The sequence below is a fragment of the Hymenobacter baengnokdamensis genome, assembly GCF_008728635.1.
Taxonomy (GTDB): Bacteria; Bacteroidota; Bacteroidia; order Cytophagales; family Hymenobacteraceae; genus Hymenobacter; species Hymenobacter baengnokdamensis.
This window is the reverse complement of sequence record NZ_CP044285.1, coordinates 4,163,664-4,184,925: the sequence shown is the minus strand read 5'-3', so window position 1 is coordinate 4,184,925 and position 21,262 is coordinate 4,163,664. Positions and strand designations below refer to the sequence as shown.

The window sequence follows — 21,262 nt, the reverse complement described above, 5'->3', positions numbered from 1 at the left end:
GCTGAGACATAAATCCTTAGCAAACTTTTGCGAAAACACCTGGTGGATGCGGAAGCTGAGCCATGCCACAAAGTACGCAGATAGCCGTCTTCCCCGCTACCCGGCCCAGCCTTCGCGGTCCAGGCTCCGGTATTGAATAGCCTCGGCCAGGTGCTGAATCTGAATCTCCTCAGTGCCGGCCAAATCGGCGATGGTGCGGGCTACTTTCAGGATGCGGTCGTAGGCGCGGGCACTCAGGCCGAGGCGCTCCATCGCAGTTTTGAGTAGCGTGCGCCCGGCCTGGCTTATCTGGCAAATGTCCTTTACCATCTGCGAAGGCATCATGGCATTGGAATGAATATCAGCTTGTTCGGCGAAGCGCTTGGTTTGTACGGCCCGCGCCTGCTCCACGCGCTGCTGAATGTCGTGGCTGGTTTCGGCCTTGCGCGTCTCGGTCATCTGGTCAAACGTGACGGGCGTCACCTCCACGTGCAGGTCAATGCGGTCGAGCAGCGGCCCCGATACCTTGTTGAGGTATTTCTGCACTACGCCGGGCCCGCACACGCATTCCTTCTCGGGGTGGTTGTAATAGCCACACGGGCAAGGGTTCATACTGGCAATGAGCATAAAATTGGCCGGAAAGTCGATACTGACCTTGGCCCGCGAAATCGTGACCCGGCGCTCTTCCAGCGGCTGGCGCATCACCTCCAGCACGGTGCGCTTAAACTCGGGCAGTTCGTCCAGAAATAGTACGCCGTTGTGCGAAAGCGAGATTTCGCCCGGCTGCGGGTTGCTGCCGCCGCCCACCAGCGCCACGTCCGAAATAGTGTGATGCGGAGCCCGGAACGGCCGCTGATTGAGCAGGCCCTGCCCGGTACCCAGCTTGCCGGCCACCGAATGAATCTTGGTGGTTTCGAGCGCTTCCTGCATATTCAGCGGCGGCAATATAGTGGGTAAGCGCTTGGCCAGCATGGTTTTGCCCGCGCCGGGTGGGCCTATCATAATCACGTTGTGGCCGCCGGCTGCCGCGATTTCCAGCGCCCGCTTGATGTTTTCCTGGCCCTGCACATCGGCAAAGTCGGCGGCGTATTGGTTGGCGCTGTGCTGGAAAATATCGCGGGTGTCAATCCGCACGGGCTCAATTACCTGGCGGCCTTCGAAGAAGTCGATGGCTTGCTGCATCGTCTCAACCGGAATCACATCGAGGTTATTGACGATGGCCGCTTCCTGCGCATTTTCTTTAGGCAGAATAATGCCTTTAAAGCCTTCCTTGCGGGCCTGAATGGCAATCGGCAGCACACCCTTGATGGGGCGCAGGGCGCCATCGAGCGACAGCTCGCCCATGATGATATAGTCGCCCAGGCTTTCGGTATTTAGCTGCTGCGAGGCGTGCAGAATACCCAGCGCGATGGGCAGGTCGTAGGCCGCCCCTTCCTTGCGGATATCGGCCGGGGCCATGTTCACCACTACTTTGGTGCGGGGCATGCGGTAGCCCCGCAGCTTCAGCGCCGACTCAATGCGCTGCTGGCTCTCCTTAATGGCATTATCGGGCAGGCCCACTACGTAGAATAACGTGCCGGCCGTGACAACTACTTCAATGGTAATGGTATAGGCATTGACACCCTGCACGGCCGAGCCGTAGGTTTTGGTTAGCATAGGTTGCAGTATAACAATTCTTGCCCGCAAAAGAACGGCATACCGAGCAAAGTGAACGCAGGATGAACCTGCTGCTTTGGCCTATAGTCAGGCTACCAGCTTCTCAATCAGCAGTATCATAATGTGAATAGCCTTGATATGCACTTCCTGAATACGGTCGGCGAAGCCAAAGTGCGGCACCCGGATTTCGACATCGCTGAGGCCGGCGAGCTGGCCGCCGTCTTTGCCGGTAAGCGAAACTATCGGCATGCCGGCAGCGCGGGCGGCCTCGGCGGCATTTATAATATTGGGCGAGTTGCCGCTGGTGCTGATGGCCAGCAGCACGTCGCCGGGCCGGCCCAGCGCCTGCACAAAGCGGCTAAACACGAAATCGAACCCGAAATCGTTGGCTACGCAGCTCATGTGCGAGGCTTCGGTGAGGGCGATGGCGGCCAGGGCGGGGCGGTCCTGGCGATAGCGGCCGGTCAGCTCTTCGGCAAAGTGCTGGGCATCGCAGAGGCTACCGCCGTTGCCGCAGGTGAGCACTTTACCGCCATTGCGGAGGCTGGCGGCAATTAGCTCGGCCGCCTCGGCGATGCGGGCCAGGTTGGCATCATCAGCCAGGAAGCGGTCGAGAACGCTGCGGGCTTCGGTTAGCTCGGCGCGGATGAGGTCGGGGAGGTGCAAGCGGGGAAACTAAGCTAGTAGGTGGGAGGAGTGGTGGGCGGCGCGTCGTAGGCCGTAGGGTAAGGAGCGGCCGGGCCGCTGGTGGGCGGCGCAAGCGGCTTCTTTACGTCGTAGAGCTGCGCTTTCAGCTCATTAATTTTATGGTCTTGCTGGGTCACGCTCCGGCGCAGCAGACTACTATCGATATTTTCAAAAATGAGCAGCAGCGTCACGACCACTACGCTGGCCCAGGCAAAGCCCAGCAGCAGGTTGATTTCCATCGTCTGGCTGTAGATGCTGAAAATATTAACCGTCGAGGTGCGCACGAAGGGGAAGAACAGAATCAGGAGTGCCAGCAGCAAATAAACCAGGGCCAGCACGGTGACGATGCGTTTGAGAAAAAGCATGGCGAAAGAGAGAAAGAAGGTGAGTGCCGAAAGATAGCGCCCCAAGCGGGTGCCGGGCGCGGGCCATTATACGAGCGCCGCGTTGGTTTGCAGCTGGCTCAGGCGCTGGTAGAGGCCGCCGGGGCGCAGCAGCAGCTCGTCGTGGGTGCCGCGCTCCACAATGCGGCCATGCTGGAGCACGATAATCTCATCGGCGTGGCGCACGGTGCTGAGGCGATGGGCAATCACGAGCGAGGTACGCGAGGCCATGAGGCGCGTGAGGGCTTCCTGCACCAGCTTCTCGCTCTCGGTGTCGAGGGCCGACGTGGCTTCATCGAGAATAAGAATGGGTGGGTTGCGCAGAATGGCCCGCGCAATGCTCAGGCGCTGGCGCTGCCCACCCGAAAGTCGCCCGCCCCGGTCGCCGATAGTAGTCTGGTAGCCATCGGGCGAAGCCATAATAAAATCGTGGGCATTGGCCGTTTTAGCAGCCGCAATTATCTCTTCCTCAGAAGCTTCGGTGTTAAATTTGATATTATTATAAATGGTGTCGTTAAACAGAATGCTTTCCTGCGTCACGATGCCCATCTGGGCGCGCACCGAGTACAGCGTGCAGTCGCGCACGTCGTGGCCATCGATGAGCACCTGCCCGGCGCTGGGGTCGTAAAAGCGCGGCAGCAGGTCGGCCAGCGTGCTTTTGCCACCGCCGCTGGGGCCGACGAGCGCGATGGTCTGGCCTTTTTTCACGGTCAGATTCAGGTCGTAGAGCACCGGCACGTCGCCGTAGTGAAAGCTCACGTTGCGCAACTCCACCTGCTCGTGAAAGGGGGGCAGTGCGATGGCATTGGGCCGGTCGCGGATGCTGGGCTCGGTATCAATAATGCTCAGCACCCGGCCGCCCGCCACCAGCCCGCGCTGAATGTTGCTGAATGCCCCCGACAGCGACTTGGCCGGCGTCAGAATCTGGGAGAATAATATAATATAGGTAATAAACGATGCTGCCGACAGCTCGGCCTGGCCGCTCAGCACCAGCGAGCCGCCGTAGTAAAGCAGGCCCGCCACGACGGTTACGCCCGCAAACTCGGAAAACGGCGAAGCCAGGTCGCGGGTGTTGTCGATGGCCTGCGTGGTGCGGGCATATAAGTCGTTCTGAAACTGGAACTTGCCGAACACATACGCGCGGGCATTGAAGGCTTTTACCACGCGCATGCCGCCCAGGGTTTCCTCAATCACCGAGAGCATGGCGCCCAGGGTGGTCTGGCTGATGGTGGCGTGGCGGCGCAGGCGCTTCGATACGCTGGCAATAATGCCCCCCGAAACAGGCAGCAGCACCAGCGAAAACAAGGTGAGCCGGGCCGACATCGAAAACAGCAGCACGAAAATGCCCACGATGTTGAGCGGCTCCTTAAACACCGCCGTGAGCGTGTTCACTACCGATATTTCCACCTCCTGCACGTCGTTGGTGAGGTGCGAGATAAGGTCACCTTTGCGCTCATTCGAGAAATAGCCCAGCTCCAGCTCGGTGATGCGGCCAAACAAGGCGCCGCGCACGTTGCGCACCACCCGCGCCCGCACCCGCGCCAGCAGCCGCCCGCCGAGGTAGCGAAATACGTTGCTCAGAAACACCGATACGATAATTAGGCCGCATACAAACGCCAGCGTGCCCTGCTTGCCGTGCAGCAGCAGCATCTGGTTGAAGTAGAAATTAAACAGCGCCTTGATGTAGTCGAGCGAGAACGCAAAGGCCGGTAGTACGGCCGGCGCAGCGGCCGTGTGCGTATCGGTAGTGCCAAACAGCACGTTTAGCAGCGGAATAACCAGCGTGAAGTTGGCAATGCCGAAGAAAATACCCAGCGTGGCATACAGCGCATACAGCGGCACGAAGTCGGCGTAGGGCCGCGAGAAGCTCAGCAGGCGGAGGTAGGTTTTCACAGAAAAATGGTAGGTAAAAGCTGCCTCGGTTAACTAGCAGACAATATATATTGTTAATATATATTGTCTGCTAGTTAAAATTCATTCAGGCGCTGGGCGATATTCCAGCGCAGCGCCACCGATGGATAGACCTCGGTGCCATTGCCGATGGCGCCACCGTTGGGGTAAGTAATTGGCTGATTGATGGATTGATGCCGCACAATGAGCGTGGCATCGATAAACAGGTTGAGGCGCGGCTGGTAGGTGGCCGTGAGGTCGGTGTGCAGCAGGTGGCTGGTGTTGCCGTCGCCCACCCGGTAGCCGTATTCGATGAGCTTGCCGGCCGCATCTAGCGGCCGGTTGTTGTAGGGTTGTAGAGGGTTGGAGCCGTAATCGCTGTGCGGCACGGGCTGACCCACCGGGCTGTAGGTGAAGTCAAGGCCTTGCTTGGTGTAAAAGGCTTTGGCCACCAAATTGAGCCGGGGCAGGGGCTGGTAGCTGAGCACGGCTAGTATTTCGGCCAGGTTGGCGCCCATGGGGTGAGCCAGCGGCTGCTGATACTGCTCGTAGGCCGTGTACACGCTCTCGTGCTGGTAGGTGTAGGGCCGGATATAGTTGAACTCCACCTGCAGGTCGAGGTTGCGGATGCCACCCAGGTCGAGCAGCTTGCCGCCCAGCTGCACGGCCTGCTTGTTGCTCCACCAGCCGTCGCCGGCGCGTATTTCGCTCAGCTTAAACTCATCGAGCACCAGCTGGCCGTAGAGCTGGGCTCGGTGCTTGATATTCCACTTAAAGTCGAGGCCCAGCAGCGCGTTGTCGGTTGAGCCGACCTGCTGCTCGATGGCCCGGTAAAATATAACCGGGTTCAGGTATTGCAGCTCCAGCCCGCGCCCCGCCCCGCCCGATACCTCCGACTCAAACAACCCAATGTTAAAGTTATTGGTCACGTCGAGGCTCAGGTGGTGCAGGGCCAGGTATTTCTTAGGATAGAGCGAGTCGGCCCCGCTGAGGCTGCGGCGGGCAGTCAGCTCCGCAAAAATATTCTGGTAGTTGAATTTCCAGATGCGTGTATTGAGCTTCAGGAAAAAATAGGGCGAGCTGTAATCGCTCAGAATGAGCGAGCGGTAGCCATTACCGATAAAATTGCGGTCGTGGGCCAGCTGCACGCTGATGTGCGGGGTAGCCGCGTAGGTGATGCCGCCCCGCGCCGTAAAGAAGTCATAAGCGTTGCCGCTCGTCTTGTAGTCTTTCCAATACCCCTCGTGGGGCACGATATTGTCGCGCCGAATCTGGGCCTGCACCCAGCCTGGCACGGCCTCCTGGTTGTCGGTCAGAAAGCCGTAGAAACCCAGCCGCTGGTCAATCAGCCCTTCAAAGGATGCGCCGCGCGTGTTCACGTAGCGCAGGCCGCTGAGGCTGTTTTCGCCGCCATCTTTACCGGCTTGCAGCAGCAGCACGGGATTGATGCGTAAGGCAAAATCCTTAGTCTGAACGTGGTAGAGGTCGGTTTGGTCGCGGTAGAAATACGTCAGAAAAGGCCGTTGGCTGTGGTTCAGGCTGTCGCCCGCAGCCGAAAACATCCAGTTGTCCTGAGTCAGGTACTGCGCATTAAATCGGTCGGCGGCCGAGAGTTCGGCCCCGTCGTTCATCATGCGCTCGCCCAGGTGCCCCGCCGCCCAGCGGGTATAGGGCCGCACGCTGGTGTGCGGGTCTTGCAGCGAGTCGGGCCCGTACTTAATAGCATAGCGGTCGAGCAGCCGGTAGGTATTCGGGTCGAGCGGCACGTAGAGCGCGCCCTGATAGGGCGTTTCTTCGCGGGTGCCCGCGGCGCGGCCCGCCCGCACCCGGCGGGCCGGAGCCGGGCGCGCCACCGGGGCCGGCCGCGCCTCGGGTACCGGGCGCTCAGCCTTCGGCACGTGTGTGACGGGCTTTTCGCCTTCTGGGCTTTCGGGTACAGGCTGATTGAAAATGTACCAGTTGGCCGAGCCTGGCTGGGGCGTGGTGGCCGGCTGAGTGGTCTGGGCCGCGAGCGGGCCAGCCAAAACAAGTAAAAGCGGAAACAGGTAGGAATTCATCAACCAGAAAACTACCCGAAAGGGGGCAGGCTGCACAAATTTACGTCGGCCGCGGCCGCCCCGGCTTTTGGCCCCGACCTTTGGCCGCGGCTTATACCCGGCCGCCCCGCTTACCGTGCTGCGTCTGCTCCAGTATTCTGACCTCGACCTTGCCCGCTGGGATGCCTGCGTGGCGGCCAGCGTCGGCGCGCCGGCCTATGTCCAGGCGTGGTGGCTGCGTGCCACGGCCGGCCGCTGGGCCGCCGTGGTAGAGCTGGGGCCGGCCGGCGACTACCGCTCGCTGCTGCCGCTGCCCACCAAGTGGCGGCCGTGGGGCCGGGTAGGGTACCAGCCGCTATTTACGCAGCAGCTGGGCCTGGTGCTGACGCCCGCCAGCCAGTACCGTGAGCTGGCCGATTATCTGCCTTTTATTCGGAAAACCTGTGTTGCCTTCTACCAGCAGCTGGCCCCTGGCTCGGGGCTGCCCGCCCTGCCACCGGGCTTTGCCGCCGCCGAGCGCCTCACGTATCACCTGAGCCTCGGCGCCAGCTACCCGGAGCTGCTGCAAGGCTACACGGCAGAGTATCGCCGCCGGCTGCGCAAAAATCAGCAGCTGCCCCAGCCGCTGGTCGTGACAGAAAGCTATAATATATATGAAATAATATATTTGTTCCTGTCGTATCGCGGCCCCGCCGACACGAGCCTGCACCAGCGGCACTATGCGCGCCTGCGCCGCTTGGTGCAGGCCGCGCAGGCGCGTGGGGTAGCCGAAGTGCGACAGGTGCGCGCCCCCGATACCAATGAGCTGCTTGCCGGGGCAGTGTTTATTCGGCACGCGGCGGGGGTTATTTACCTGTTTGCGGCGGTATCGCCGGCCGGGCGGGCCGCCAAGGCGCCGATGCTGCTGCTCGACGATGCGCTGCGCCGCCACGCCGGCCGGGCCGGGCAGGTCTTCGATTTTGAAGGCGGTACTTTGCCGGGCATCGCGCGTTTCTTTGCCAACTTCGGGGCGCGGCCCGTATCATATCCTACCCTGACTTTTACCCAAAAAACCTGGTTTCCAACATGGATGCGCTTCTGACCTCTTCCGATGCCGTGGCTCCGGCCGCTGCCACGGTCCCCGAACGCCTGCGGGTAGTATGCGCCGAGCCCAGCATTGCCAATCATTTTTTGGCCGAGCTGCGCGACGTAGATATTCAAAAAGACAGCTTGCGCTTTCGGCGCAACCTCCAGCGGCTGGGCGAAATTATCGCTACCCGCATCAGCGCCCAGCTCAGCTACACGCCGCAGGCCATAAAAACGCCGCTCGGCGAAGCGGCCAGCCAGCTGCTGCGCGATTTTCCCGTGCTGGCGACTGTGCTGCGGGCCGGCCTGCCCTTTCACCAGGGCTTCCTGAATTACTTTGACCAGTCGCCAAGCGCGTTTGCGGCGGCCTACCGCATCGAGGGCACGGCCCAGGTGCAGGTGCAGCTCGACTACCTCACCGCGCCCAGCCTCGACGAGCGCGTGCTCATCCTGGCCGACCCCATGCTGGCCACCGGCAAAAGCCTGGTGCAAACCTACCGGGCCATGCTGCGCTTCGGCACGCCGCGCCAGGTGCACATCGCGGCCGTTATTGCCTCGCCCGAAGGCGTCGCCTACGTCATGCGCGAAATACCCGAGGCTACGCTCTGGGTAGCCGCTGTCGATGAGAAGCTCAACGGGCAGGCCTACATTATTCCCGGCCTCGGCGATGCCGGCGACCTGGCCTTCGGCAGCAAGATTTAGCCCTGCTAAAAGCGGCCCGGAAGTTGCATTTTCGTTAGCAGCGAATGGGTCGGCTTTTAACGACATGGTAACCAGCTTGGACGAAACAAGGTATGTTTGCAAGTCTGCTCGCCGCATTTTTACTGTATTAGCCGTCGATTTTCATTATTCTGCGCCGGTGTTACACTTTGCTATGAAACTTGCCACCGTTTTCCTGCTTAGCACGATAAAGTTTCTGGGCGGCCCGCTGGCGGGCAGTAAGATGGGCCTGGGATTTTGGCCCACGCTGGGCCTCACGGTGGCCGGCATGATGACGAGCGTATTTATTATTTCGGGGGTGGGCCGCACCTGGGTGCTGCACCGGCAGCAGCAGCGCCGCCTGCGCCGGGTGCCCGTATTTTCCAGGCGCTCGCGCAATATTATAAAAGTATTTAAGCGCTTCGGCATGGGCGGTATCGCCTTTCTCACGCCTGTTTTGCTTTCGCCCATCGGCGGCACCGTCATTGCCACGCTGCTGGGCGTGCCGCGTCAGCGCATCCTGCTGCACATGCTCTGGAGCGCCGTGCTTTGGGGTGGCGTGCTCACGCTGGCCAGCGCCCGCATCGGGCACATGCTGCACCATTAGGGGTAAGAGTTATAGCTCTTACCTCCATTAGCTGCTGCGCCGCCGGGGCCGGGCGTTGATAGCCTTCATAGCCGGTGCCGAAGCGCCCTTCTTGCCGGGGTTCTTCTTGTTGCCTTTCTGGCTTTTCTTGTGGTGCTTGCCTTCCTCGAAGGGCTTGCCGGTGCGCTTGTCGATGGTCACGCCGGGCTTTATCCACTCCTTCTTTTCGTGAAATGACCCTTTGAACTCGGGGTCCTGGCGGCGGCGCTGCTCGTCGAGCACGCGGGCGTGCTGCTGGCCTTCGACAAAAGGCGTATTCGTAATCTCCACTTCCTCCGGAATGGGCAGCAGCGGAATCTCCTGCCGAATCATCTCCTCAATGCGCTCGATGTGCTGGCGCTCGGCCGGGTTGGCGAAGGTGATGGCCGCGCCCGTGTGCCGCGCCCGCCCCGTGCGCCCAATGCGGTGCACGTAGTCGTCATAAATCAGCGGCACGTCGAAATTGATGACGTGGCTTACCTGCGGCACGTCGATGCCGCGCGCCGCCACATCGGTAGCCACCAGGTAGCGAATACTACCCGCCTTAAAAGCATCCATGCTGTTGAGGCGGGCGTTCTGGCCCTTGTTGCCGTGAATCACGCGTACCTCGCCCACGGGCGCTTTGCGCTGCAAAAAGCGGGCTACCTCGTCGGCGTTTTCCTTGGTGCGGGCAAACAGCATCACCCGCGTCATCTCGGCCGCGTCGCGGTGCAGCAGGTATTCGAGCAGGTTTATCTTGGTAGCCAGGTTGGGCACTTCGTACAGGCTCTGGGTAATGGTCTGGGCCGTTTGGGCGGGCGGCGTCACTTCTACCCGCACCGGAAACTCCAGAAATTCCTCGCTCAGCACCGTCACCCGCTCGGGCATGGTGGCCGAAAACAGCACATTCTGCCGCTTGCGCGGAATAATCTCCAGGATGCGCCGAATCTGGGGCATAAAGCCCATGTCCATCATCTTATCGGCCTCATCGAGCACCAGCGTAGTCAGGTTCTTAAGCACGAGGTCGCCCTTCAGGTAAATCTCCATCAGGCGGCCAGGGGTGGCAATCAGGATATCAAGGCCCGCCTTTATCGTCTCAATCTGCGTTTTGGGCCCCAGCCCGCCGTAGATGGCAAATATTCGCAAATCTGTATATGTTGCCAGCGCCTTCAGGTGCTTTTCCAGTTGAATGGCCAGCTCGCGGGTAGGGGCGAGTATCAGGGCGCGGGGGTGCTCGCCCTGCGCATATTTCACTTTCATGAGCAGCGGCAGGCCAAAGGCGGCCGTTTTGCCAGTGCCGGTCTGGGCGATACCCAGCACGTCGTGCCCGGCCAGCAGCAGCGGAATAGTCTGGAGCTGCACCGGCGTAGGCTCGGTAAAGCCAGCCTCGGCTACGGCATTGAGTAATTGCTTATTGAGCTTAAAATCGGCGAACGCGGCGGGGGTATCCATTTGGCAAAGGTCGGGCTATTTTGCTGCGCGGGAGGCTAACCAACATTTGGTAAGGCGAGCTGGCCCGGCTGTTGCTCCCTCACCCCGACCGAATGACGGGCGCGGGTATCATTCGGGCGCGATTGCTTCGTTCTGGGGCGCTACGCGCACCAGAAGTGATGTTTTTTGGCTGAAAACCTTGCAAAAAACATTCCCAGCCGTATCTTTGCCCCACAAACCACCACACGGTAGATATAGCTCAGCTGGTTAGAGCGTCGGATTGTGATTCCGAAGGTCGTGGGTTCGAGCCCCATTATTTACCCTCGCAAAAGTCCCTGGATGCGAATCCGGGGACTTTTTTTGTTATTTGCATAGTTGCTTAGCCAAGCACCCATTTTCTACTCCTCTAATTACTCGCAATGAGTCTGCTCGTTATCGGCTCCGTGGCCTTCGACGCCCTGGAAACTCCCTTTGGCAAAACCGACAAAATCATCGGTGGCGCAGCTACTTACATCAGCCTCTCGGCTTCGTACTCGACCAAGCCGGTAAACCTGGTGGCGGTAGTGGGCGGCGACTTCCCGCAGGCTGATATTCTGACGCTGGAAGAGCACGGGGTGAATACCGAGGGCCTGCAAATCAAGGCCGATGAGAAGTCGTTTTTCTGGTCGGGTAAGTATAACAAAGACCTTAATTCGCGCGAAACGATTACTACTGAGCTGAACGTGCTCGGCTCGTTTGACCCGATTATTCCCGATGCTTACCAGGATTGCAAGTACCTGATGCTCGGCAACCTGGCCCCGCAGGTGCAGCGCCTGGTGGTGCAGCGCCTCGTAAACCGCCCCAAGCTCATTGTGCTCGACACCATGAACTTCTGGATGGATGTGGCCCCTGATGAGCTGCTGGCTACCATCGAGATGGTCGACGTGCTCAGCATCAACGACGAGGAAGCGCGGCAGCTCTCGGGCGAGTACTCGCTGGTGAAGGCGGCCCGTAAAATCCTGGCCTTTGGTCCTAAGTTTTTGATTATCAAGAAAGGCGAGCACGGGGCGCTGCTTTTCCACAAGAATAAGGTGTTCTACGCGCCGGCCCTGCCGCTGGAAGAGGTATTTGACCCCACCGGTGCCGGCGATACCTTTGCGGGCGGCTTTATCGGCCACATCGCGGCCACCGACGACTGCTCGTTTGAGAACGTGAAGCGTGCCGTTATTCACGGCTCGGCCATGGCCTCGTTCTGCGTGGAGAAGTTTGGTACCGAGCGGCTGCTGAACCTTACGCAGGAGGAAATCGAAGCCCGCGAGGCGCAGTTCGAGGAGTTGGTGAAAGTGCAGCCCGCCAGCGTAGTAGCCTAACAGCCACAGCCTAAGAAAAATATCCGGAACGTCATGCTTCGACTAGCTTAGCATGACGTTCTTTTTTTATTCGGAAATAATTTAACTGGTTTTTAGCTTATGCCAGCCTGGCTGCGCCAAAACCGAGGCGAAATTCTTTTCTTCGTAGCCTTTGCGGTAGTAATGACGACCGGCCTGCGCCAGCCGGTATTGAGCACGCTTCAGCGTGGGCTGCTGGCTACGGGGCTGTGGCGGGCCGCGCCGCCTACGCGCCCGGCAGCAGTGCCGGTGCAGTTTGCCAGCGAGCGCCGCGACTACCCGCACCCGCTGCCGCTCTACACGCTCGATGGCCGCCCTACCAACCTGCGCCGGTTTGCGGGCAAGGTCGTGCTCGTTAGTCTGTGGGCCAGCTGGTGCCCGCCCTGCCTGGCCGAAATGCCCGGCCTGCAAGCTCTCTACCAGAAAACGGACACGGCCAAAGTGGCCTTCGTGCTGATTTCGCTCGATGCCAACCCCAACAAGGCGCGGGCCTTGCTCAAGCGCAAAGGCTACAGCCTGCCTGTGTATTTCCCGGCCGCGCCGCTACCGGCGCCGTTCGACTCGCCCTCGATTCCGTCGACCATCGTCCTCACGCCCAGCGGCCAGCTGGCCGACCGCCACGACGGCATGGCCGACTACGACACCCCGGAGTTCAGGGCAGCGCTGGAGAAGCTGGCCGACTGAGCCGGACAAAGGAATATTCGGGCATTTGTGGCGCTAAAGCGGCATAACAGCAACCCCAGCGCGGGCATTGTGGTACAAGGAAGCGTAGTGTAGTCTCACCTTGTTCCAATTAGCCATGTCACTTGCGAAGAAAGAAACCGACCTCACGAACGCGAAAACGTCCGTCAACCCCGCCGCCAATACCAAGCGCAAAAGCACGCAGGTGCAGAGCCCGAACACCACCGATGTGTCGGCCCACGGCAACACCACCGATGGCAATAGCGCCGGCCACGGCGTAAATAATATCCGTAGCAACCCGCAGGGCAACCGCCCCATGTCGGTAAACAGCGGCAAAGTAGGCAAGGGCGGCGACGCCAAACATTAATCGCAGATTTAACGGATTTAACGGATTGCGCGGATACGCCGCTCCGCGGCTGACTAGCAATCACACCAAAAAAAGCCGCCTTTTCAGGCGGCTTTTTTTGGTATTTAAAATATAAAATATAATAAAAAATTATATTAAATATTTGAAGCATCAGCCAGTAGCCAGCCCACGCAGTGGGCGCATCCGCGCAATCCGTTAAATCTGCGGTTTAAAGTCCCAGCCCAACCATTTGCTAAAGCCGGCCTTCTGCGCTTCATCAGCTTCGGCCAGCTTTTCCACTGCGTAGCGGGGGCCGAACGAAAGGCCTGGCTGCGCGGCCAGCTCCACCAGCAATAAGCGGTTCTGACGGAATACCGCCACTTCGTAGTGCGGTGCGTCGGTGCTGAGCAGGCTTTGCAGATTCATATCGACGCGGCGGCCGTTGATGGCTACTAGCTCATCATCGACAGTAAGGGCGGCAGCGGCCGGCGAGCCGGGCCAGATGTACGTTACTTCGGTGCGCTCATTTTTTACCACTGTGCGGAAGCCAAATTTCCCTTCGGCGGCTGAGGTGCTTTCGTAAGCCACCAGTTGGCAGCCTACGGTGTGCAGAGCCTTGTCAAGTGGCTCTTGCAGGGGCGCAGTGCCATTGATAAACTTGTCGAAATACACCTGCATCTTGCGGCCGGCTACTTCGGTTACCACGCGCACGTAGTCCTCGTCGGTGTAGCCCTTGCCGGTTTGGCCGAATTCTTCATAGAGGCGGCGCATTACGTCGTCGAGGCTGCGGGCGTGGCCGTGCAGCTGCCGCAGGGTCAGGTCGAGCAGCAGCGCCGCCAGCGCGCCCTTATGGTATACCGACACTTTGCGGTCGGGCACGCCCGGCTTGTAGCCGTCGAGCCAGAGGTCCATGCTGGCATCGGCCAGGCTCAGGTTGTGGCCGCCCGCATCGGCGTAGTGCTTGTGCAGCACGGTGTTCAGCTCCTCAAAATATTGCTCCGGCGTACGCACGTGGCTGCGCGCCAGCAGGTATTCGCCATAGTAGGTCGTAATGCCTTCGGCTATATAGCAGGTGCGGAAATAATTCTCGCGGCTGTAATCGTAGGGCTGCATCTCGGCGGGCCGGATGGCCTTGATGTTCCAGGTATGAAACAACTCGTGGCAGCTCACGCCCAGCAGCTCCTTATATAGGGTTTCCTGCATAAGCTGCTCGGCCGGCCCCAGCACAATCACGGTCGAGTTGTGGTGCTCCACGCCGTGGTAGTGCTTGTAGGGCAAAAACTGGTTCAGGAAGTGGTATTCGGTAACCGGGAAGCCGCCGAACAGCGTCAGCTGCTCTTCCGAAAAGGCCTTAAAGTCGGCCAGCAGCCGGGGCCAGTTGACTACCGCCTCGTCGCCCTGCGCCCATACGTGGAAAGGCAGGCCGCCCGCCTCGTATTGCTCGTGCTGAATGGTAGGGCTGGCAATGAGCGGCGCATCGGCCAGCTGGTCGAAGCTGGCGGCTTGCAGGGTATTGGGCAGCGTTTGGGGCAGGCCGCAAGCCAGGCGCCAGTTGGCCGGCAGGTCAAGGGTAAGCTGGCAGGGTAGCTCCTGCTGGCCCTCGGCGTAAAGCAGTGCCTGCACCGGGTTGAGGTACAGCTGGGTAGCATCGAGCCACGAGCCGCCGGCGTCCATCTGGTGGGCATAAAAATTGTAGCGCGCCCGCACGCTGCGGCCGGCTGCGCCGCTCACTTCCCAGCGGTCCTTCGTTACCTTGCGGTAGGGCAGGAGCTCGTCGGTTTCGGCATCGCTAAACTCCATGTGCTGAATCTTTTGCCCGAAGTTCTGGATTTCGTAGCGGCCTGGCCGCCACGCCGGCAGCTGCAAGGCAAGCGGGCCGGTGGCCTCGGCCGGCACCTCTACCATGAGCTGAACCTGGAGGTAAAACGTGAGCGGATTCTCGAAGGAAACGTGGTAGTAAGTCATGGCCAGCGTTGAAACAGGAGGTAAAGCTAGAAGAGGGAAGGCGGAGTGATACGCCATTTGGCGCCAGGCAAGTTGTCCGCCCCTACATGAAAGGCTACCCTGTTGGAGCCAGCCCTTGCTATTGTAAACCTAAATTCGTACCTTTGCCGGCCCAACTCGCAATTTGACTTGTCATGAAACGTACCTATCAGCCCTCGCAGCGCAAGCGCCGCAACAAGCACGGTTTCCGCAACCGTATGGAAACCGCTAACGGCCGCAACGTGCTGGCCCGCCGTCGTGCCAAAGGCCGCAAGCGCCTCACCGTATCCGACGAAGGCCGTCACAAGCGCTAGGCTGTTAAGCTATTAGCCTAAAGCTGATGGCTGTTGGCTACTCAGTTTATGGAACAATCTCAATCGCTCGGCTCCCCTTCTGCACCAGAGAGGGAGCCGGGGGCTGAGGCAAGCGCCACGGCGCCGAAAAGGGTTTACACCTTTCCGAAAGAGGAACACCTGTGCCGCAAAAAGCTAATCGAGCAGCTTTTTAGCAAGCAGGGTTCCTCTTTTGGCGTTTATCCGCTCCGCCTCACCTGGTTTCCGGCCCCGGCATTTACCACGGCCCCGCCGCAGGTGCTGGTGAGTGTGCCCAAGCGCACGTTTAAGCGCGCCGTCGACCGCAACCGCCTGAAGCGCCTGCTGCGGGAGGTGTATCGCCTTAATAAGCACCGCCTCACGGAAGCTGAAGGCGGCCACCCGGTAGCGCTGCTGGGTATTCTGTACACCGGCAAGGAAAAAAGTGAGCTGCCGCTGCTAGAAAAAAAATTAATTTCCGGGCTTAAACGTTTGCTGGCAGAATCTTCGGTGCAACCCGCGCCGTAGGTTCGCTATCTTCACGCTAGTAAAAGAAGAAAAAAGCGCCATCCTCTTGTCGAGGCAGTATGCTGGCACGGCCTTTCCGGCGGTTTAGCGCCGCGAGCCCTTGCGGCCCGCAGCTAGCAGCCAGGGCAGAGATTTATTCTTGATTAGCTATTCTTTAGCCCGATGACTACCCGCAAAAAAGTTCTCACAATGCTGGCGCTCAGTACGCTGGGTCTCGCAGGCTTTCGGGCTGCTTCCGATAACGAGCGGTATTTCGAGATAGCCAAAAATCTGGATATTTTCGCGACGCTTTTCAAGGAAGTAAATACGTATTACGTGGACGAGATTACGCCCGGCAAGCTCGTGAAAACGGGCATCGACGGGATGCTCAAGTCGCTCGACCCGTACACGAACTACATTCCGGAGGACGACATTGAGGATTTTCGCACCCTCACCACCGGCCAGTACGGTGGCATTGGGGCGGTAGTGGTGAAGCGCAACGGTAAAACCGTGGTCCAGAGCGCCTACGAAGGCTACCCGGCCCAGAAAGCGGGCCTGCTGCCCGGCGATGAGATTCTGACTATCAACAACATCAACGTTGATAAGAAAACCAACGCCGATATCAGCAAGCTGCTTAAAGGTCAGGCCAATTCGCTGGTGAAGCTCATTGTAACCCGCTACGGCCAGGACAAGCCGGTGACGGTTGATATTACCCGCGATAAGATTCAGGTTGACAATGTGCCCTACTACGGCATGCTGACCAACGATATCGGCTATTTTCAGCTGGCGGGCTTTACTGTGGATGCGGGCCGCGAGGTGCGCAATGCCGTGGTGAAGCTGAAGGAAAAGGGCGCGAAGAAGATTGTATTTGATATCCGGGATAACCCCGGCGGCCTGCTGAATGAGGCGGTTAATATCTCTAACCTATTCGTTGATAAAGGGTTAGATGTAGTAAGTACCAAGGGGAAAGTAACGGAATGGAATAAAACGTATAAGGCGCTCGACGTGCCCCTCGATACGCAGATTCCGATTGCCATTATCACGAGCAACCGCTCGGCCTCGGCCTCGGAAATCGTGTCGGGGGTATTGCAGGACTACGACCGCGCCGTGCTGGTAGGCGAGCGCACTTTCGGGAAAGGACTGGTGCAGGCCACCCGGCCGCTGAGCTATAATTCGCAGCTGAAGGTAACAACTGCTAAGTACTATATACCGAGTGGCAGATGTATTCAGGAAATCGACTACTCGCACCGGGCCGACGACGGGGCGCTGAGCAAGTTTCCCGACTCGCTGCGCACCGCGTTTAAGACGGCGGCCGGCCGCACCGTGTACGACGGCGGCGGCGTGGCGCCCGATATTGATATTCAGGACCGGCAGATTGCGGATATTACGCGGGTGCTTATCCAGAAAAGCTACCTTTTTGACTTTGCAACCCGCTACCACGCCGAGCACGCGACTATTCCGCCGGCCCGCGATTTCAAGCTGTCAGATACCGACTACCAGAAGTTTGTGACGTATCTGCAAGGCAAGAATATGGCCTATAGCACCGATGCCGAGCGCTCGCTGACCGACCTTACCAAGAAGGTGAAGGAAGAAAAGCACTACGACGACGTGAAGCCGGAGCTGGACGCTATTAAGCGTAAAGTAGCCGCCAACAAAACCAACGACCTGCAGCGCTTCAAGCCCGAAATCCGGGAGCTTTTGGAAGAGGAAATTGCCTCGCGCTACTACTACGAGAAAGGCCGTACCGAAGCCGGCTTCGACGACGACCCTAACATTCAGGCGGCCATTGCGGTACTCAACGACCCCAACCGCTACGCCGCGCTGCTGAAGCCGGGCGGGCGGGCGGCCAGTGCTACCAAGTCGGCAGGCATGAAGTAAAAACGGCACGAGTGACGACTGCGTCTAAACTTGCGCCAGTAGTGGCCAGGTTGGCTAAACGACCAGAAAAAGCCTCCGCCTGTTCAGGCGGAGGCTTTTTCTGGTCGTTTGTTATATCAGGGGGCTATTGCACGAGTAGCCGTAGGGCCTGACTGCCGGTGCGCACGATGTACACCCCACTCGCCAGGCCGGCGGGGAGTGCAAGCGTGGCAGCACCAGTGGCATCAGCGGTAGTAGTGCTAACTACGCGGCCCAGGGCATCGAGTACTTGTATGGTAGTGCCCGCAGTAGCCCCGGTAAGGGTCGTTGTGGCTTTGGTAGGGTTGGGGAATAGTGCCAGGCCTGCGGAGGCAGGCGTCAGAGTAACGGTTTCAACGGGCGAGTACGTGCGGGAGCCATCGCGGTCAACACTCCGCAGGCGGTAGTAGAGCTGGGAAGCTCCGGCGGCAGTAGCCTGCGCATCGAGTGCTGAATAATGGCCCGGACCATTGCCGTTGCCCGTAGCAGGTACGGTCTGTAAAGCAGTAAACGTTTTGCCATCGGGGGCGCGCTCAACGACAAAGTGGTCAAGGTTAGACTCGGTGGCAGTCTGCCAGGCCAGCTGCACGGTGTGGCCCACGAACTGGGCAGTAAACTGCGTAAGGGTAACGGGCAGCGGCGTGGGTAAGGGAAACGCAGTGGCCACGGTCAGGCCATCAAGGGTAAGTAGCGGGGAGCTGGAACCCTGGCGCAGAGCGATAGTGCCGATATCGGTAGGCGACGTGCTGGCTGTCTCCACCACGCTGGCATCGGGGGCAGTGCTGATGCCGGTAGTAGCGGGGTTGATAAAGAGGTCCGACTCGTTGCCGGTTTCATCAAAGCTGTACTTGAGCAGCAGCAGGTAAGTGGTATTGAAGGCGTACTCGGTGGGCGCGTACACGGGCGTGCCGCTGCCGGCCACCCCAAACTCCAGCGTGCCCGTGGCCGACTTACGGGCGAAGACCCGGCCCCGGAAAGTGCTGCTTAGGATAGTGGGCCCCAGGTGCAGAAAGTAATCGCCGGTGGTAGATGCACTGCTCACCGATACCAGAAACGATGCATATACCGGAGTGCGCGCATACATGGTTGTAAACTGCCGGTCGTCGTCTTCCCCACTCCCCGTAAAGGCGGTAGAGTTGCCAGTGCCGGCGCTGTAGCCAGCGTAGGAGAGGCTATTGCTGGTAACGGTAAAGGGCTTGGTGCCAGCGCCGCTGTGCGCCGCCCAGCTGTCGGCGGTGAGCAGCGTGCCCGCAGGGTAGCTAAAGTCTTCCTGAAACAGCCGCGTGGGCGGCAGCGCTGGCGTAGTGAGCGCGAAAGTGCCGGGGTTGCTGGTCAGGTAGTTTTCGGCGTAGGGCGTATTGTTATCGTTGTATTCGTAGACTGCAAACGTATAGGGTGTGTTGGGGTGCAGCCCAAAAACGGTCACCGTATCGCTGGCCGCAGCAAGTATTACATAGTTATCGGCATCGGAGCCGAGCACAGAGCCTTTGCCAAACGTAGCGCTGGCCGTATAAGTAGTTGCATCGCTGGGGTCCTGGTTGACTGCCCCGTTGAGGTGGGCCAGCAGCAGGTGCTTAGCTCCGTTGCCTCCGCTAAAAGTCAGCAATATCCGGCTCGGATAAACCGCGCTGGCCGTGATGGTAGAGGACGTAGTCGGCTCATCGGCCAGCGGAACTGCCACGGTGGTGAAGCTAAGCTGCTCGCCATATAGAGTGCCTTGGGCATTAGTAGCGTAGGCGCGCACATAGTAGAGCACGCCGGGCTGCAGGCCGGTCAGGGAGCTGGTAAAGGTGGCCAGGCCGGCGCCGTCGGTGGTGTGCAGGCCGGCCACGGTTGGCTCGGTATCGGTGCCGTAGGCCACGCCGTAAGCCGTAATAGGGCTGCCGCCGTCGTCGGAGGTAGTGCCGCCGGCAGTAGCCGAGGTAGTCATGATAGCCGAGGGAGCGGTGGTATTCACGGTGGCCGGGTAAGTAGGCGCAATGCCGGTGCCGGTCACAGCCACGTCCTGCTCGCTAAAGCCGGGGCTGCTCACGGCAATATTGCCGGCGTAGGCCTGGGCCAGCTGAGGCGCAAAGCGCACGTCAATCTGGGTGCTGCCCAGGGTGCCGCTGGCGGGCGACAGCACAATAGCGCAGCAGGCAAAAGCCGTAGCGCCGGTCCGGATTTCGAAGCCCGGCGCGGGCGTGATGGTTACAGCGCCGGTGAGGCCGTTGCCACTCACAGAAAACGATTTCACTGCCGACGTGCTGCCGATTGCCACCGAGCCAAAGTCGGGCAGGGAAGCCACTGACGCAGTCAGCGCCGACGGCGCCTGGCCTACGGTAATGGTAACCGGCGAGCTGGTGCCGACCACGCTGCCGCACGAGGTGGTGGCCTGAGCCACCACGTAATAGGTACCCATGCCGGGAAAGTCGCCTCCATTGGGCTGGTAAGTAGCCGTGGTGGCGCTGGCAATGGCCGTAGAAAAAGGTCCGCCAGCCGTAATGCCATAAAACCAGGCATAAGCCGAAGGCACGGCCGCGCTGGCCGTGAGGGTATTGCCGCTGCCAGTGGGCGTAAGCGTCTGGGCCGTAGCCGGCGCAACGCTAACGGGATTGCTGGCCGGAGCCAGGGTGATAGTCAGGTTGCTACCGTTATCGGAGCCCAGGGTGCTGGGACCGTCGTTGACGACCCGGATGCGGTAGCCGGTGCCGCTGGGCGTGCCCGCCGGAATGGTGGCCGATATAGGCGAGGTGCCCGTGCCGGTACCAATAATATTGCTGGTGGCATCGGCCGGAAAGGTGCCGGCTGCGTTGGAAAGCTGCGCCTTGAAAGTGCCGGTGAAGGTGCTCGTGCCAGTAGTGCTGGCCGTATAGGCTACGTTAAAAGCGGCGCTCCCGGTGCTGCTGCTAACGCAATAGGGGCTGCTATAGTTGGAGCTGGTAGTCGTGATGGAGGTGGTGCCGGTAGGCGCGGTGGCCGAAAGGCTAGGCGTCAGTACCAGATTATCAAGCCCAAGCCCCTGACCGTTTGTGCTACCGCCTATGCCCACATACGACCACCTAAGGTAGGTAATAGCCCCAGCCGCCAGGTTGAGGCCGGTTAGAACGGTGTTTTTAGAAACTGTAGTAGTCGGATTAACAACGGCGTTTGCTCCATCGGCGGTGTATGACTGCGTCAGAGAGGTTTGCTGTACCCAGGTGCTCCCATCAGTACTTGTCCAGAACTGCCATTCGTAGGCTCGGGTGCCCGCACGATATTTCTCGATATCATAGGCTATGCTCAGGTCGGTAATGGTTTGCCCGGTATTGTTCTGGATGGCCAGCAGCAGATGCCGTGGGGCCACATAGGTGCCCGTACTAAGAAAGCCAAGTGCCCGGTCGGTAGCGGTCGCCGTTACTCCATTCGCGAAATTATAAGTGCCGCCGGATGACGTACTACTGAGGGCTCCCGTGCCACTCGTGCCAGCGGCGAGTGTTGTGGCGCTCGTGTTAGTACCGCTGGAATAGGTAATACCGCTGGAAACGTTGGAAACTACGAACCCAGCGGGTAACGCAGCTGTGGCGCTTGAGCCCAATGCATTGAAATCAGTAGTAACAGCACTGCCGGATGTTAGTACTAGCTGGGCCTGCGCCACAACGGGCAAGGCCAGCAGTAGCGCCAGCTGACGCAGCAAAGGGCGTACGCGGGTAAGGAGTAAACGCATAAGGGTAGGAGGCGGCAGGCCGCCGATAAGACACTGAAAAAACGTTGACTGAAGGG

General features: G+C 59.7%; 17 protein-coding genes and 1 tRNA gene. 10 read left to right on the top strand and 8 right to left on the bottom strand.

Annotated elements, in window-relative coordinates:
* Positions 1–96: 96 nt before the first annotated feature.
* The 5 genes from F6X24_RS17800 to F6X24_RS17780 form a co-directional block, all read right to left on the bottom strand.
* A complete protein-coding gene (locus F6X24_RS17800) occupies positions 97–1,635 on the bottom strand; it encodes a YifB family Mg chelatase-like AAA ATPase (protein WP_151089277.1) in 1,539 nt (512 codons plus the stop codon).
* Positions 1,636–1,722: 87 nt separating this feature from the next.
* Positions 1,723–2,301: a D-sedoheptulose 7-phosphate isomerase gene (lpcA, locus tag F6X24_RS17795; RefSeq protein ID WP_151089276.1), complete on the bottom strand. Its 579-nt coding sequence runs from the start codon at positions 2,299–2,301 to the stop codon at positions 1,723–1,725.
* 14 nt (positions 2,302–2,315) lie between these two features.
* Positions 2,316–2,687: a hypothetical protein gene (locus tag F6X24_RS17790; RefSeq protein ID WP_151089275.1), complete on the bottom strand. Its 372-nt coding sequence runs from the start codon at positions 2,685–2,687 to the stop codon at positions 2,316–2,318.
* 66 nt (positions 2,688–2,753) lie between these two features.
* Positions 2,754–4,598, bottom strand: coding sequence for an ABC transporter ATP-binding protein (locus tag F6X24_RS17785; RefSeq protein ID WP_151089274.1), 1,845 nt, complete (start codon positions 4,596–4,598; stop codon positions 2,754–2,756).
* A gap of 74 nt (positions 4,599–4,672) precedes the next feature.
* Complete coding sequence (locus tag F6X24_RS17780; RefSeq protein WP_151089273.1) at positions 4,673–6,652, bottom strand: capsule assembly Wzi family protein; 1,980 nt, start codon at positions 6,650–6,652, stop codon at positions 4,673–4,675.
* A 67-nt stretch (positions 6,653–6,719) separates the two neighbouring features.
* Between F6X24_RS17780 and F6X24_RS17775 the strand changes: the two genes are divergently transcribed.
* From F6X24_RS17775 to F6X24_RS17765, 3 genes are all read left to right on the top strand, one after another.
* Positions 6,720–7,712, top strand: coding sequence for a GNAT family N-acetyltransferase (locus F6X24_RS17775; RefSeq protein ID WP_191906380.1), 993 nt, complete (start codon positions 6,720–6,722; stop codon positions 7,710–7,712).
* Positions 7,697–8,398, top strand: coding sequence for a uracil phosphoribosyltransferase (gene upp, locus F6X24_RS17770; RefSeq protein WP_151089271.1), 702 nt, complete (start codon positions 7,697–7,699; stop codon positions 8,396–8,398). Before F6X24_RS17775 ends, upp begins: the two co-directional genes overlap by 16 nt.
* 172 nt (positions 8,399–8,570) lie before the next feature.
* On the top strand, positions 8,571–9,002 hold the full coding sequence (locus tag F6X24_RS17765) for a hypothetical protein (RefSeq protein WP_151089270.1): 432 nt from the start codon (positions 8,571–8,573) through the stop codon (positions 9,000–9,002).
* A 27-nt stretch (positions 9,003–9,029) separates the two neighbouring features.
* Here F6X24_RS17765 and F6X24_RS17760 read toward each other — a convergent pair whose 3' ends face one another.
* Positions 9,030–10,451 (bottom strand): DEAD/DEAH box helicase, encoded by a 1,422-nt coding sequence (locus F6X24_RS17760; protein ID WP_151089269.1) that lies wholly within the window; start codon positions 10,449–10,451, stop codon positions 9,030–9,032.
* Positions 10,452–10,678: 227 nt separating this feature from the next.
* Here F6X24_RS17760 and F6X24_RS17755 point away from each other — a divergent pair.
* From F6X24_RS17755 to F6X24_RS17740, 4 genes are all read left to right on the top strand, one after another.
* Positions 10,679–10,752 (top strand) — tRNA-His (locus F6X24_RS17755).
* A 97-nt stretch (positions 10,753–10,849) separates the two neighbouring features.
* On the top strand, positions 10,850–11,779 hold the full coding sequence (locus F6X24_RS17750; RefSeq protein ID WP_151089268.1) for a PfkB family carbohydrate kinase: 930 nt from the start codon (positions 10,850–10,852) through the stop codon (positions 11,777–11,779).
* A 99-nt stretch (positions 11,780–11,878) separates the two neighbouring features.
* On the top strand, positions 11,879–12,481 hold the full coding sequence (locus F6X24_RS17745; protein ID WP_229725212.1) for a TlpA family protein disulfide reductase: 603 nt from the start codon (positions 11,879–11,881) through the stop codon (positions 12,479–12,481).
* A 115-nt stretch (positions 12,482–12,596) separates the two neighbouring features.
* Complete coding sequence (locus tag F6X24_RS17740; protein ID WP_151089267.1) at positions 12,597–12,845, top strand: hypothetical protein; 249 nt, start codon at positions 12,597–12,599, stop codon at positions 12,843–12,845.
* A 195-nt stretch (positions 12,846–13,040) separates the two neighbouring features.
* On the opposite strand, the gene F6X24_RS17735 is transcribed toward F6X24_RS17740, so the two are convergent.
* Complete coding sequence (locus F6X24_RS17735; protein ID WP_151089266.1) at positions 13,041–14,789, bottom strand: M61 family metallopeptidase; 1,749 nt, start codon at positions 14,787–14,789, stop codon at positions 13,041–13,043.
* 173 nt (positions 14,790–14,962) lie between these two features.
* Between F6X24_RS17735 and rpmH the strand changes: the two genes are divergently transcribed.
* The 3 genes from rpmH (at position 14,963) to F6X24_RS17720 (ending at position 17,503) form a co-directional block, all read left to right on the top strand.
* Positions 14,963–15,121, top strand: a complete 159-nt coding sequence (rpmH, locus tag F6X24_RS17730) for a 50S ribosomal protein L34 (protein ID WP_068337113.1) — start codon at positions 14,963–14,965, stop codon at positions 15,119–15,121.
* A gap of 48 nt (positions 15,122–15,169) precedes the next feature.
* Positions 15,170–15,646: a ribonuclease P protein component gene (locus F6X24_RS17725; RefSeq protein ID WP_151089265.1), complete on the top strand. Its 477-nt coding sequence runs from the start codon at positions 15,170–15,172 to the stop codon at positions 15,644–15,646.
* 162 nt (positions 15,647–15,808) lie between these two features.
* Positions 15,809–17,503: a S41 family peptidase gene (locus F6X24_RS17720; RefSeq protein ID WP_151089264.1), complete on the top strand. Its 1,695-nt coding sequence runs from the start codon at positions 15,809–15,811 to the stop codon at positions 17,501–17,503.
* A 124-nt stretch (positions 17,504–17,627) separates the two neighbouring features.
* Here F6X24_RS17720 and F6X24_RS17715 read toward each other — a convergent pair whose 3' ends face one another.
* The gene (locus F6X24_RS17715) at positions 17,628–21,206 is read right to left on the bottom strand and encodes a T9SS type A sorting domain-containing protein (protein WP_151089263.1); all 3,579 of its coding nucleotides are present in this window, start codon (positions 21,204–21,206) and stop codon (positions 17,628–17,630) included.
* Positions 21,207–21,262 lie beyond the last annotated feature (56 nt).